The 13,882-nt window shown below is 68.1% G+C and carries 13 protein-coding genes; 4 read left to right on the top strand and 9 right to left on the bottom strand.

From position 1 onward, the window contains the following. Positions 1-5 precede the first annotated feature (5 nt). The 4 genes from AC3WLF_RS09565 (at position 6) to pabB (ending at position 6,067) form a co-directional block, all read left to right on the top strand. A complete protein-coding gene (locus AC3WLF_RS09565) occupies positions 6-572 on the top strand; it encodes a cob(I)yrinic acid a,c-diamide adenosyltransferase (protein ID WP_492358122.1) in 567 nt (188 codons plus the stop codon). Positions 573-761: 189 nt separating this feature from the next. Further along, on the top strand, positions 762-2,714 hold the full coding sequence (dnaK, locus tag AC3WLF_RS09560) for a molecular chaperone DnaK (RefSeq protein ID WP_010815035.1): 1,953 nt from the start codon (positions 762-764) through the stop codon (positions 2,712-2,714). Between the two features lie 171 nt (positions 2,715-2,885). Beyond that, on the top strand, positions 2,886-4,031 hold the full coding sequence (dnaJ, locus tag AC3WLF_RS09555) for a molecular chaperone DnaJ (protein WP_492319632.1): 1,146 nt from the start codon (positions 2,886-2,888) through the stop codon (positions 4,029-4,031). 107 nt (positions 4,032-4,138) lie between these two features. Next, on the top strand, positions 4,139-6,067 hold the full coding sequence (gene pabB, locus AC3WLF_RS09550) for an aminodeoxychorismate synthase component I (RefSeq protein ID WP_492358121.1): 1,929 nt from the start codon (positions 4,139-4,141) through the stop codon (positions 6,065-6,067). Between the two features lie 9 nt (positions 6,068-6,076). Here the strand turns inward: pabB and AC3WLF_RS09545 are convergent, their stop codons facing one another. The 9 genes from AC3WLF_RS09545 to AC3WLF_RS09505 form a co-directional block, all read right to left on the bottom strand. Further along, on the bottom strand, positions 6,077-6,775 hold the full coding sequence (locus AC3WLF_RS09545; RefSeq protein WP_010815031.1) for an ATP-binding cassette domain-containing protein: 699 nt from the start codon (positions 6,773-6,775) through the stop codon (positions 6,077-6,079). After that, on the bottom strand, positions 6,772-7,470 hold the full coding sequence (locus AC3WLF_RS09540) for an ABC transporter permease (protein WP_010815030.1): 699 nt from the start codon (positions 7,468-7,470) through the stop codon (positions 6,772-6,774). Before AC3WLF_RS09540 ends, AC3WLF_RS09545 begins: the two co-directional genes overlap by 4 nt. 4 nt (positions 7,471-7,474) lie before the next feature. Then, on the bottom strand, positions 7,475-8,296 hold the full coding sequence (gene panB, locus AC3WLF_RS09535) for a 3-methyl-2-oxobutanoate hydroxymethyltransferase (RefSeq protein ID WP_492319634.1): 822 nt from the start codon (positions 8,294-8,296) through the stop codon (positions 7,475-7,477). 99 nt (positions 8,297-8,395) lie between these two features. Next, positions 8,396-9,037 (bottom strand): deoxynucleoside kinase, encoded by a 642-nt coding sequence (locus AC3WLF_RS09530; RefSeq protein WP_010815028.1) that lies wholly within the window; start codon positions 9,035-9,037, stop codon positions 8,396-8,398. A 56-nt stretch (positions 9,038-9,093) separates the two neighbouring features. Continuing rightward, the gene (gene folK, locus AC3WLF_RS09525) at positions 9,094-9,633 is read right to left on the bottom strand and encodes a 2-amino-4-hydroxy-6-hydroxymethyldihydropteridine diphosphokinase (RefSeq protein WP_010815027.1); all 540 of its coding nucleotides are present in this window, start codon (positions 9,631-9,633) and stop codon (positions 9,094-9,096) included. Further along, positions 9,634-11,175 (bottom strand): polynucleotide adenylyltransferase PcnB, encoded by a 1,542-nt coding sequence (gene pcnB / locus AC3WLF_RS09520; protein ID WP_010815026.1) that lies wholly within the window; start codon positions 11,173-11,175, stop codon positions 9,634-9,636. A 1-nt stretch (position 11,176) separates the two neighbouring features. Next, positions 11,177-11,851: a histidinol-phosphatase gene (locus AC3WLF_RS09515; protein WP_058697802.1), complete on the bottom strand. Its 675-nt coding sequence runs from the start codon at positions 11,849-11,851 to the stop codon at positions 11,177-11,179. A gap of 92 nt (positions 11,852-11,943) precedes the next feature. Beyond that, on the bottom strand, positions 11,944-12,651 hold the full coding sequence (hda, locus tag AC3WLF_RS09510; protein ID WP_492358120.1) for a DnaA regulatory inactivator Hda: 708 nt from the start codon (positions 12,649-12,651) through the stop codon (positions 11,944-11,946). A 44-nt stretch (positions 12,652-12,695) separates the two neighbouring features. After that, positions 12,696-13,766, bottom strand: coding sequence for an AI-2E family transporter (locus tag AC3WLF_RS09505; RefSeq protein WP_492319636.1), 1,071 nt, complete (start codon positions 13,764-13,766; stop codon positions 12,696-12,698). Positions 13,767-13,882: the final 116 nt, after the last annotated feature.

The raw sequence follows: 13,882 nt of genomic DNA, 5'->3' as shown, positions 1-13,882 counted from the left end.
CCGGCATGGGCAACCGCCTGTCCAAGATTGCCACCCGCACCGGCGACGCCGGCACCACCGGCCTGGGCGACGGCAGCCGCACCGGCAAGGCCAGCCCGCGCATCGCCGCCATCGGCGACGTCGACGAGCTCAACTGCCACGTCGGCGTGCTGCTGACCGAGGTCCTGCCGGACGACGTGCGCGCCGCCCTGCTGCATATCCAGCACGACCTGTTCGACCTGGGTGGCGAGCTGTCCATCCCGGGCTACACCCTGCTCAAGCCTGAGCAGGTGGTGCAGCTCGACACCTGGCTCGCCGACTACAACGCCAACCTGCCGCGGCTGGCCGAATTCATCCTGCCCGGCGGCAGCCGCGCCGCGGCGCAGGCCCATGTCTGCCGCACCGTGTGCCGCCGTGCCGAGCGCGCGCTGGTGGCGCTGGGCGCGGCCGAGCCGCTGAACGACGCCCCGCGCCAGTACCTGAACCGGCTGTCGGACCTGATGTTCGTGCTGGCGCGGGTGATGAACCGGGCCGGCGGCGGTTCCGACGTGTTGTGGCAGCGTGATCGCGACGCGCCGGGAGGTATGGAATAGGCCACTTTCGCCGACCGCGCCGCGCCGGCGGCTTAACCTGCGGCGGCGGATGCCGTTGATAGCGTGCAGAAACCCAGAAAATTACTCGGATTTACCGGTTCTGCCCTTGAAAAGCCCCCGGACGGCCACATTTCGGCCTCAGGTTGAATTGCAGCCGCGCGGATAGCGCCGGCTCAAGAGGAGAGAATAATGGGTAAGATCATCGGTATCGACCTCGGTACCACCAATAGCTGTGTCGCGATCCTGGAAGGCAACACCCCCAAGGTCATCGAAAACTCGGAGGGTGCCCGCACCACCCCGTCGATCATCGCCTACATGGAAGACGGCGAGATCCTAGTCGGCGCGCCGGCCAAGCGCCAGGCCGTCACCAATCCGCGCAACACCCTGTACGCGGTCAAGCGCCTGATCGGCCGCAAGTTCGAAGAGAAGGAAGTCCAGAAGGACATCGGCCTGATGCCGTATTCCATCGTCAAGGCCGACAACGGCGACGCATGGGTGTCGGTGCGCGACCAGAAGCTGGCGCCGCCGCAGGTTTCCGCCGAAGTGCTGCGCAAGATGAAGAAGACGGCCGAGGACTACCTCGGCGAGCCGGTGACCGAAGCCGTGATCACCGTGCCGGCCTACTTCAACGACTCGCAGCGCCAGGCCACCAAGGATGCCGGCCGCATCGCCGGTCTGGACGTCAAGCGCATCATCAACGAGCCGACCGCGGCTGCGCTGGCGTTCGGCATGGACAAGAACGAGAAGGGCGACCGCAAGATCGCCGTGTATGACCTCGGTGGCGGCACCTTCGACATCTCGATCATCGAGATCGCGGACGTGGACGGCGAGAAGCAGTTCGAAGTGCTGTCGACCAACGGCGACACCTTCCTGGGCGGCGAAGACTTCGACCAGCGCATCATCGACTACATCATCAGCGAGTTCAAGAAGGACCAGGGCGTGGACCTGTCCAAGGACGTGCTCGCGCTGCAGCGCCTGAAGGAAGCCGCTGAAAAGGCCAAGATCGAACTGTCGAGCTCGCAGCAGACCGAGATCAACCTGCCGTACATCACGGCCGATGCCTCGGGTCCGAAGCACCTGAATCTGAAGATGACCCGCGCCAAGCTCGAATCCCTGGTGGAAGAGCTGATCACGCGCACCATCGAGCCGTGCCGCATCGCCATCAAGGACGCGGGCGTCAAGGTCAGCGACATCGACGACGTGATCCTGGTCGGCGGCATGACCCGCATGCCCAAGGTGCAGGAACAGGTCAAGGAGTTCTTCGGCAAGGAAGCGCGCAAGGACGTGAACCCGGATGAAGCCGTGGCCGTCGGTGCCGCGATCCAGGGCTCGGTGCTGTCGGGCGACCGTACCGACGTGCTGCTGCTGGACGTGACGCCGCTGTCGCTGGGGATCGAGACCCTGGGCGGCGTGATGACCAAGATGATCACCAAGAACACCACCATCCCGACCAAGCATGCGCAGGTGTTCTCGACCGCCGACGACAATCAGCCGGCGGTGACCATCAAGGTGTTCCAGGGGGAGCGTGAAATGGCCTCCGGCAACAAGCTGCTGGGCGAGTTCAACCTGGAAGGCATTCCGCCCGCAGCGCGCGGCACGCCGCAGATCGAAGTGTCGTTCGACATCGACGCCAACGGCATCCTGCACGTGGGCGCCAAGGACAAGGCGACCGGCAAGGAAAACCGGATTACCATCAAGGCGAACTCGGGCCTGTCGGAAGACGAGATCCAGCGCATGGTCAAGGACGCCGAGGCCAACGCCGAGGAAGACAAGAAGGCCCGCGAGCTGGCTGATGCCCGCAACCAGGCCGACGCGCTGATCCACTCGACCAAGAAGGCGCTCACCGAATACGGCGACAAGCTGGAAGCCGGCGAGAAGGAAAAGATCGAAGCCGCGATCAAGGAACTGGAAGACGCCGCTCGCGGCGGCGACAAGGCCGAGATCGATGCCAAGGTCAACGCGCTGTCCGAAGTCAGCCAGAAGCTGGGCGAGAAGGTCTACGCCGACATGCAGGCCAAGGCTGGCGAAGGCGCCACGGCCGGTGCCGCTGCCGGTGCCGGCGCGGCCGGTGGCCAGCAGGCGCAGCCGCAGGACGACAACGTTGTGGACGCCGAATTCAAGGAAGTCAACGACAAGAAGTAATCGGGACACGCGGGCGGCGGTGCAGGCACTGGCCGGCACCGCTCCCGCCCCGACGCCGGGCGCGGCCATCGGACCCAGCGGGAAACCGCCGTCGGATGCCTCGCTCGGCTTTTTTGCTATTCGCCGGTATCGCGCCGCATGTGCGTGCCGGCCAAAAGGGTTTGAGCCACCATGGCAAAACGTGACTATTACGAAGTGCTCGGGGTAGGCAAGAACGCGAGCGACGACGAGATCAAGAAGGCTTATCGCAAGCTCGCGATGAAGTACCACCCGGACCGCAATCCGGAAGGCAAGGACGGCAAGATCGCCGAGGAAAAATTCAAGGAGGTCAAAGAGGCCTACGAGATGCTTTCCGACCCGGAGAAGAAGGCGGCCTACGACCAGTATGGCCATGCCGGTGTCGACCCCAATATGGCGGGCGGCTTCGGCGGCGCGCAGGGCTACGGCGGTTTCGCCGAGGCCTTTGGCGACATCTTCGGCGACATCTTCGGCCAGCAGGCCGGCGGCCGTCGCGGCGGCGGTGGCCCGCAGGCCTATCGCGGCGCCGACCTGCGCTACAGCATGGAGATCTCGCTGGAGCAGGCCGCGCACGGCCACGAGGCGCAGATCCGCGTGCCGCACTGGGACGACTGCGACCACTGCCACGGCAACGGCGCGGAGCCGGGCTCGAGCGTGGAAACCTGCCCGACCTGCCACGGCGCCGGCCAGGTGCGCGTGTCGCAGGGCTTCTTCACTATGCAGCAGACCTGCCCGAAGTGCCACGGCAGCGGCAAGTACATCCCCAAGCCGTGCACCAAGTGCCACGGCCAGGGCAAGCTGAAGTCGCAGAAGACGCTGGAGGTGAAGATCCCGGCCGGCATCGACGAAGGCATGCGCATCCGCTCGTCCGGCAACGGCGAGCCGGGTATCAACGGCGGCCCCCCGGGCGACCTGTATGTGGAAGTCCACATCAAGGCGCACCCGATGTTCGAGCGCGACGGCGACGACCTGCACTGCCAGATGCCGATCTCCTTCGCCACCGCGGCGCTGGGCGGCGACCTGGAAGTGCCGACGCTGAGCGGCAAGGCCACCTTCCCGGTGCCTGAAGCCACCCAGTCCGGCAAGACCTTCCGCCTGCGTGGCAAGGGCATCAAGGGCGTGCGTTCCGGCTATCCGGGTGACCTCTATGTGCATGTGAACGTGGAGACGCCGGTCAAGCTGACCGAGGCGCAGAAGGACATGCTGCGCCAGTTCGACCGCTCGGTGCATGAGGGCGGCTCGCGCCACAGCCCGCAGGAGCAATCCTGGCTGGACAAGGTGAAGAGTTTCTTCAGCTGACCGGGTTTGCAGTATCGGACCGGCCACGTGCGAGCGTGGCCGGTTTTGTTTTTGGCGCGCGATAATGCCAAGGTTGTCCCCACCGCTCCTTTCCTGACGATTTCCCCGTGGTAGCAAGCATCCAGCCCCCGCCCTCTCCCCCGGCCCCTCTCCCGCAAGCGGGCGAGGGGAGCACACCGCCCGCAAGCGGAGAGGCCTTCGTCCTTCTCGACGACGCCACGGCCCCGGCGGCGCAAGCCGCATCACGCCTCTACACCGGCTTCATCCGTGAAGACGTCTTGCCCGCCGGCAGCGACATCGCGCAGCTCGACACCATGCTTGCCGACGGCTGGCGCCAGGGCTGGCATGCCACCCTGTTTGCCCCCTACGAATTCTCCGGCGCGCTGGTCGATGCCCCGGTGCACACTGGCAAGGCGATGCCGTTCCACGACGGCGCGCTGCGCCTGCTGTGGTTCCGCAACCTGCGCCGGCTCGATGCCGCGGCGGTCACGGCGTGGCTGCAGGCGAAAGCCGACCCCAGGCCGGCGGGCCTGATGGGCGTGGCTTCCGATACCTCCCGCGAGGCCTTCGACGACGCCATCGCCCGCATCCACCAGTGGATCGAAGCCGGCGACACCTACCAGGTCAACTACACCCAGCGCCTGCACTTCGATGCCTTTGGCGACCCGGTGGCGCTGTACGCCGCGCTGCGCGCCGCGCAGCCGGTACCGTATGGCGTGCTGGCCAGCCTGCCGGATGGCGCCACGGTGCTGTCGCTGTCGCCCGAGCTGTTCGTGCGCCACGACGGCCAGGGCCACCTGCTGACCCGGCCGATGAAGGGCACCGCGCCGCGCTCGGGCGATGCCGTGCGCGATGCGCAGGCCGCCGCCGCGCTGGCCGCCGATGCCAAGAACCGCGCCGAGAACGTGATGATCGTCGACCTGCTGCGCAACGACCTGGGGCGCATCGCGCAGCCGGGCAGCGTGGCGGTGCCGGAGCGCTTTGCGGTGCAGCCGTTTGGCGCGGTGCTGCAGATGACCTCTACCGTCACCGCGACGGCGCGGCCCGGCACGCGCTTTGGCGCGCTGATGGCGGCGCTGTTCCCGTGCGGCTCCATCACCGGCGCGCCCAAGCGGCGCACCATGCAGATCATCGCCGAACTGGAAGGCACGCCGCGCGGGCTGTACACCGGGGCGATCGGCTGGATCGATGCGCCAACCGACGAAGGCACCGCGGGACCGTTCGCGCTGTCGGTGGCAATCCGCACGCTGGTACTGGCGCCTCTCGCGGATACTGGCCTGCGCGCGGGTGAAATGGGCGTGGGCGGCGGCATCGTCCATGACAGCGTCGCGGCGGAGGAATTCGATGAGTGCGGCTGGAAGGCGCGTTTCCTGACGCGGCACGATCCCGGCTTTACGCTGTTCGAGACCATGCGCGTGCAGGACGGCGAGTGCCTTTACCTGGCGCGGCACCTTGCGCGCATTGGCGCTTCGGCACATACGTTCGGCTTCGCTTTCGATGCCGATGCGGCACGCAACGCGGTGGCCGCGCAGGTAGCGCAGCTGGGCACGGGGACATGGCGCCTGCGTATGAGCGTGGACAAGCGCGGCGCGCTCGCATTTGCCAGCGGCGCGGTGGTACCGATGCCGGCCGGTCCGGTCAGGATCGATATCGCCCCCGAGCCACTACCCGCCGCCGATCCGCTGCGCCGCCACAAGACCAGCGCGCGCGCAGTGTTCGATGCGGGCTGGCAGGCCGCCGAGCGTGCCGGTGGCTTTGACCGGCTGTTCTTCAACACGCGCGGTGAACTGCTGGAAGGCGGGCGCAGCTCGGTCTTCGTCCGCATCGATGGCCGCTGGCTGACGCCGCCGCTGTCGGCCGACATCCTGCCCGGCGTGATGCGCGCGGTGGCGCTGGACGAGGGTGGGGCGGCGCTGGGCGCCCCCGGCGAAGCGGTGACGGAAGCGGTGATCACGCGCGCGATGCTCGCGCGCGCCGAGGCCATCGTCCTGGTCAACGCCTTGCGCGGCGCGATGCCGGCGACGCTGGGCCAGTAAGCCTGAAGACTAAGGGTGGTGCGTGTCCAGCACGCCGTCGCCCAGCTTCCAGCGCACCACGCCCGGCAGGTTGATCAGCTCGCGGTCGTGGCAGATCATCACCACGGTGCGGCCTTCCGCGGCCAGGTCGCCGACCAGCCCAATCACCTGCTCGCGCGCATGGCCGTCCAGGCTCGAGGTAGGCTCATCCAGCAGCAGCAACTCCGGCTCCAGCACCTTGGCGCGCGCCAGCGCCACGCGCTGGATCTCGCCGCCCGACAGGTATTCGGGCGCGGTGTCCTGCAGGTGCGACACGCCGGCCCAGCCCAGCGCCTCGCCCACGCGGCGGGCGATCTCGTCGCGCGGCATCCCGCGTGCGTGCAGGCCGTAGGCGATGTTCTCGCGCACCGAGGTGCGGAACAGGTACGGATGCTGGTGCAGGTAGGCAATGCGCTGGCGCAGCGCCGGCGGCAGCGGGGAGAGGGGGGCGTCGTGCGCCTGGCCGTGCGCGTCGGTCCACTGCGCGCTGGCGCCGGGTGCCGGCTCCAGCCCGGCCAGCATGCGCAGCAGTGTGGTCTTGCCGGCGCCGTTCATGCCGGTCAGCACGATCGCGGTGGCGCGCGGGATCACCAGCCTGTCGATGGCAAAGAGCTTGCGCAGGCCGATGGTGCGCGCCAGTCCGCGCACAGTCAGCAGCGGGCTGTGGTCATGGGCAACCGAGGGGGTCATCGGCGGAAGCCTCCGGCACCCTGCAGCCAGGCCATGCCGATATTGACCAGCAGCGCCAGCGCCACCAGCACGATGCCCAGCGCAATGCCCTGGGCGAACTCGCCCTTGCTGGTTTCCAGCGCAATGGCCGTGGTGATGGTGCGGGTGGAGCCTTCGATATTGCCGCCGATCATCAGCGCCGAGCCGACCTCGGCAATCACGCGCCCGAAGCCGGCGACCACCGCCGCCATCAGCCCGAAGCGCAGTTCGCGGATCACCGTCAGGAAGGTGCGCCAGCGCCCGGCGCCCAGCACCCAGGCGGTCTCGCGCAGGCGCACGTCGGCGCCCTGCAGGGTCGACAGCGCAAACGCCAGCACCACCGGGAAGCCGATCACTGCCTGCCCCAGCACCATGCCCGCCGGCGTGAACAGCAGGTGCAGGCTGCCCAGCGGGCCCTGGCGCGTCAGCAGCAGGTAGAGGACCAGCCCGACCAGCACGGTCGGGAACGACAGGAAGGCCTGCGCCACCACCACCACCGCACGCCGGCCCGGGAACTGCCGCGTGGCGATCAGCCAGGCCGCGGCGATCGCCGGCACCGTGGCCAGCGCCAGTCCCAGCACCGCCACCATCAGCGAGGTCCAGACGATGAACCACAGGCCGGCGTCGCCGCTGGCCAGCAGGCGGAAGGCGTCGGCGGTGGCGGTGCCGATCTCCACCGGCTCAGGCGGAGAAGGTGTGCTCGGCGGCGGGGAAGCTGCCGTCCTTGACGGCGGCCACGTAGGCGCGCACGGCCGCCTCGATCGAGGTCTGGCCGTCCATGAAGTTGCGCACGAACTTGGCCTTGCGGCCCGGGTAGATATTGAGCATGTCCTGCAGCACCAGCACCTGGCCGGAGCAGTCCGCGCCCGCGCCGATGCCGATGGTGGGGACCGTCAGCGATTGCGTGATCTCGCCGGCCAGCGCCGCGGGCACCGCCTCCATCAGCACCACCTGCGCGCCGGCGGCCTGCAGCGCCAGCGCGTCGCGCTTGAGCTGGGCCGCGCCGGCGTTGGTCTTGCCCTGCACCTTGAAGCCGCCCAGCGCGTGCACCGACTGCGGCGTCAGGCCGATATGCGCGCATACCGGGATGCTGCGCTCGACCAGGAACTTGACGATCGGCGCCAGCCAGTCGCCGCCTTCGAGCTTGACCATCTGCGCGCCGGCCTTCATCAGCGTGACCGCGCTGGCAAACGCGGCCTCAGGCGTGGGATAGGTGCCGAACGGCAGGTCCGTCAGCAGCAGCGAGGTCTGGTTGCCGCGCGCCGCGCATTCGGTGTGGTAGGCCATCTGTTCCAGCGTGACCGGCAGCGTGGTCTGCTGGCCCTGCATCACATTGCCCAGCGAATCGCCGACCAGGATCATTTCCACGCCGCAGTAGTCGAGCAGCGCGGCGAAGCTGGAGTCGTACGCGGTCAGCATGGCGATTTTCTCGCCGGCGTCACGCATCGCCTGCAGTTTGGGAATCGTGATGGTCTTGCGGGAGGGATCGAGGAGGTAGCTCATGGCAGTGCCCATATAGGACGGCTTTGCCGGTGCCGGGAGGGCCGCCCGCACGGCAACGACAGCCGTCGTTATTGTGTTGGGTCTGGCAGGCGGAGCCTGTCAGGGCGCAGCGAGATTGAGAAAGGCCTTGCGGCCGCGCATGTTTTCGATGCGCGACAGTAGTGTACGGAAATCGTCATCATTGTCCACCGGATTGAAGTGGGCGGTGTCGACCACCATCACCGGGGCGTCGTCGTACCGGTGGAACAATTCGCCGTAGGCGCCGGCCAGGCGCTGCAGGTAGTGTTCGTCGATGCCGGCCTCGCCGGGCTCGCCGCGGCGCACGATGCGCTCGCGCAAGAGCGACGGGGTGGCCTGCAGCACGATCACCAGGTCGGCGCGCTGCGGCGGCAGGTCAAGGCGTGCGGCGATGGCGTCGTAGAGCGCCAGTTCGTCGTCGGACAGCGTCAGCGCCGCGTGCAGCCGGTCCTTGGCCATCAGGAAATTGGTGACCATGCGCTGTCCGGCCAGCACCCCCGCCTGCCATTGCTGCAGCTGCACCGCGCGCTGGGTCAGGCACCACAGCTGCAGCGCCAGCGCATGGCGCGCGGGATCGCGGTAGAAGGGTTCGAGGAAGGGGCTGCGGCGTGCGCTGTCGGGCAGCTCCTGGGCCTGCAGCGTGCGCGCCAGGCGCTGGGCCAGCGAGGTCTTGCCGGATCCGACGGGGCCTTCGACGACGATGCGGCGCAGGTGATCGAGCATGGCGCTCCGGGCTTCAGTGGGGTGGAAGGCTGCGCCGCGGGCGCCGCCGGGCGGGGTCAGCCAGGGCTGCCGCCATCGCCGGTCTCGCCAGCGGCGGCCTGCATGCGCAGGCACTTGCAGGTAGAGACCTTCTCGATGCGCTGCGCGCCCACGCCGGCCAGGTAGTCGGCGGCGCGTCCGCGCCCGGGGATGGCCAGCGCGGCGTCCAGCTCCAGCAGCGGTACCAGCGTGAAGGCGCGCTCGGTCAGGCGCGGGTGCGGCACCGTCAGGTGCTCGTGGTCGTGCTGCTCGTCGCCGAACAGCAGCAGGTCCAGGTCCAGCGTGCGCGGCGCGTTGCGGAACGGACGCTCGCGGCCGAACTGGTCCTCGATGTGGTGGCAGATGCGCAGGAGCTGCGCCGCGGTGAACGAAGTCTGCACCTTGACCACCGCGTTGTAGTAGTCGTCGCCGCCGGCATCGACCGGGGCGGTGCGGTAGAGCGATGAGCGAGCCAGCACCGTGATGCCGACCTGCTGGGCCAGACACACGATGGCGTCCTTGATGGCCTGGCGGGCATCGCCAAGATTGGCCCCGATGCCGATGAAGGCAAGCGTCATTTAGGTTTCCTCCGGCTGGCCGGGGCCGGCATGTGCTGCCTCGCCCGCGTCCGTGTCGCTCCGGGAAGACACTTTATCCGATTTCCGCGGACCGCGCCGGCGGCGCTTCTTGCGTGCCGGGCCTTCGCCCTCGGCGCCCTGGCCACCCTGACTGCCATGACCACCTTGACCACCGGGGCCGCGCGCGCTGCGTACCGCGTCGATCAGGTCCTCGCGCTCGCCCGGGTCGGCGTCCTGGAAGTCCTGCCACCAGGCGGCCAGTTCCTCGGGCAGCTCGCCCGACTGGCAGCGCAGGTGCAGGAAGTCAAAGCCGGCACGGAAGCGCGGCGACTCCAGCAGGCGGAACGGCATGCGGCCCACGCGCTTTTCAAAGCGCGGCTGCATGCCCCAGATATCGCGCATGTCGGTGACGAAGCGGCGCTGGATCGCCAGCTGGCCGGTCTGCTTTTCCAGCACCATGTCCATGGCGGTGTTCAGCGCGGCAATGGCGTGCTCGCCCTCTTCGCGCAGCCTGGTCCAGCGCTGCAGCACGTGGTGCCACAGCAGCGCGGCGAACAGGAAGCCCGGCGAGACCGGCTTGCCGGCCTGCACGCGGCGGTCGGTGTTGTCCAGCGCCAGCTGCACGAAGCGCTGGCCCATGGGCTGCTCCAGCGCCACGTCCAGCAGCGGCAGCAGGCCCTGGTGCAGGCCTGCCTTGCGCAGCTCCTGCAGCGAGGCCCAGGCGTGGCCGGACATCAGCAGCTTGAGCATCTCGTCGAACAGGCGCGCGCTGGGCACGTTGTGGATCAGCGACGCCAGGCCGGCGATCGGGTGGCGCGTGGCCTCGTCGATGTCGAAGCCGGTCTTGGCGGCGAAGCGCACCACGCGCAGCATCCGGATCGGGTCTTCGCGGTAGCGCGTGACCGGGTCGCCGATCATGCGCAGCGTGCGCGCGCGGATGTCTTCCATGCCGTGATGGTAGTCATGCACGGTCTGCGCGGCCGGGTCGTAGTACATCGCGTTGATGGTGAAGTCGCGGCGTTCCGCGTCTTCGGCCTGCGAGCCCCACACGTTGTCGCGCAGCACCCGGCCCGAGGCATCGATCGCATGGGTCTTGCTGTCGAGCTCGGCGCGCTTGAGGCGGCGGCCTTCGGGCAGGGTCTCGCTGGCGATGGCGTCGACCAGCGCGCGGAAGGTCGAGACCTCGATGATTTCCTGCTCGCGCCCGCCGTAGAAGGTCACGTGCACGATCTGGAAGCGCCTGCCGATGATGCGCGAGCGCCGGAACAGCGCCTGCACCTGGTCGGGCGTGGCGTTGGTCGCGACGTCGAAATCCTTGGGCTTGATGCCGAGCAGCAGGTCGCGCACCGCGCCGCCCACGATGTAGGCCTGGTAGCCGGCCTGCTGCAGCGTGGAGGTGACCTTGACGGCATTGCGCGACAGCAGCGCGGGGTCGATCTGGTGTTCGTCGGCGCCGACGATGCGCGGCGTATGGGCGCGGCCGGTGCGGCGCAGCTTGGGGCTGGGTTTGCCCAGCAGCCGGGTAATGAGCTTCTTGATCACGTCAGAACAGATCCATGATGCGCCAGCCTGCCGCGGCGGCGTGGTGGCGCAGGCGATCGTCCGGGTTGGTGGCGATCGGCTCGGAGACTTTTTCCAGCAAGGGCAGGTCGTTGGCCGAGTCGCTGTAGAAGGTGGTCGTTTCGAAGTGGTCCCACTGCGCGCCCTGGCTCCTGAGCCAGGATTCGACGCGGGTGATCTTGCCTTCGCGGAAGCTGGGCACGCCGTGGACCTCGCCGGTGAACTGGCTTTCCGGCTTGCCGTCGATGGTGGCGGGCTCGGTGGCGATCAGGTGCTTGATGCCGAAGGCCGCGGCGATCGGCGCGGTGACAAAGCTGTTGGTGGCGGTCACCACGGCGCACAGGTCGCCGGCTTCCAGGTGCTTGTAGACCAGCGCGCGCGCCTGCGGCGTGATCACCGGGTCGATCACCTCGTGCATGAAGCGCACCCGCATGGCATCGAGCCGGTCGCGCGGGTTGGCCGCCAGCGGCGCCAGCGCAAAGCGCAGGAAGGCCTGGATATCGAGGGTGCCGGCCTTGTAGTGGCCGTAGAACTCGTCGTTCTTCTGCCGGTAGGTTTCCTCGTCGACGACGCCCAGGCGGACCAGGAAGCGGCCCCATTCATGGTCGCTGTCGGTCGGGATCAGGGTGTGGTCGAGGTCAAAGAGTGCCAGATTCATGGGCGGCGATTTTACCTTAAGGCGAGAGGTCGGGCGGGCAGGCAGGCAGGCGCCGGGGCCGCATTGGGTGCGGTAAGGGCGCCGATCCGGCGCTAATCCCGGAATTCAGCAAACATTTCACGCAGCAGCGGCAGCGTCACAGGGCGCTTGCGTTCCAGCGAGTAGGTGTCGAGCGCGTCCAGCAGCGCCATCAGGCTGGGCATGTCGCGGTAATGCCGCGTCACCAGCCAGTGCGTGATCTCCGGCGACAGCTGCAGGCCGCGCTCGCGTGCCGCATGCAGCACAGCGGCCTTCTTGTCGTCGTCCGACAGCGGCGCGACCTGGTACACCAGGCCCCAGCCCAGGCGCGTGCGCAGGTCTTCGCGCACCAGCATCGCGCGCGGGGCCAGGCCGCCGGCCACCACCAGCGCGGTGCGCACGTGGGCGCGCACCTCGTTGTAGAGCGAAAACACCGCGATCTGGCGCGCTTCATCCAGCAGCTCGACGTCATCGACGGTGTAGAGGTGGCACCACGGGTCGAACAGGAAGTCCGACAGCGGGTGGTGCGGGCTCAGGTAGCGGCTGCGGATGCCGTGCTGCGGCCCGGCCTCGCATAGCGCGTGCAGCAGGTGGGTACGGCCGCAGCCGACCTCGCCCCACAGGTAGACCAGCCGGTCGCTGGCGTGCTCCTGGGCGAGCGCGGCGGGCAGTTCGCGCAGGCGCTGCACCGCCTCGCGGTTGGATGCCACCACGAAATTCTCGAAGGTCGAAGGCGGCGGGCTGCCCAGCTCGAGCGACAGTTGCTTGGGACGCGGGGACATGACGTATGGCTAACTTGCGGGTGTGGGCAGCAGTGGGGCAGCCGTTATTTTCGGTACAGGTCGCTGGCCAGGTAAACCCGCCGCAGCTGCCGCGCGCCGACCAGCAGCACGGCACAGGTCGGCAGCGCCAGCAGCACGCCGAAGAAGCCGAACAGCTGGCCGAAGGCGAGCAGCGCGAAGATCACCACCAGCGGGTGCAGGCCGATGCGCTCGCCCACCAGGCGCGGCGTCAGGTAGAAGCTCTCGATAAACTGGCCGAAGCCGTAGACCACCGCCACCGCGGCCAGCCCGTACCAGTTGCCGAACTGCAGCAGCGCGGCCAGGATCGCCATGACCAGCCCGACACCAAAGCCAATATACGGGATAAACACCGCCAGTCCCGTGAAGACCCCGACCGGCACGCCGATATCGAAGCCGGCGATGGTCAGGCCGATCGAGTAGATCGCCGCCAGGATCACCATCACCAGGATCTGGCCGCGCAGGTATTGCGACAGCAGCGCGTCGGTCTCGTTGGTCAGTTCGCGCACCTTGGGCACCCAGCGGCGCGGCACCACGCCCTCGATGCGGCGCATCACCATGTGCCAGTCCATCATCAGGTAGAACATGACGATGGGCACGATAAAGACGATGCCGGCCACCGTGATCAGCGCCGAGCCCGACATCTTGACGTAGTTCAGCAACACCACCAGCAGGTCTTCCGGGCTGGCGGAGAAGCGGTCCGACAGCATGTTGCGCAGGCCCGGGAAGTCAAAGCGGATGCGCACGCCGAACTCCGCCAGCCGGGGCGAGACCACGGAGTTGAGCTTCTTCAGCAGGATCGGCAACTGTTCGCGGATCTGCGGGATCTCGCGTTGCAGCACCGCGATCGCCAGCAGTACCAGCATCACGCAGATCACCGTCAGCAGCAGGATCATCAGCGTCACGCCGACCGCGCGCGGCACCCGGCGGCGCTGCAGCCAGTCCACGCCCGGGTTGAGGATATAGGCGAAGATGAACGCGAACAGGAACGGCGTCAGCACCGGCGCCAGCGCGATGATGGCGGCGAACAGCGCGACGGCCACGACGACCCAGAGCAGGATACGCTTGGCCTCTTGGTTCAACAGCGGGGCATTCATCAATAGTTGGGGGGGGCGGGCGACTGCGCTGTTTGCGGCGGAATCTCGCCGGAAACTGGAAGCGGCGGGCCTCTATCCGTTAAAATTGCAATTCTACTGGACTCGCGCCCGCCTTC

It is taken from the genome of Cupriavidus sp. FW306-01-F10A, from assembly GCF_058782785.1.
The sequence above is the reverse complement of the archived record's forward strand: the minus strand, read 5'-3'. Positions and strand labels throughout refer to the sequence as shown.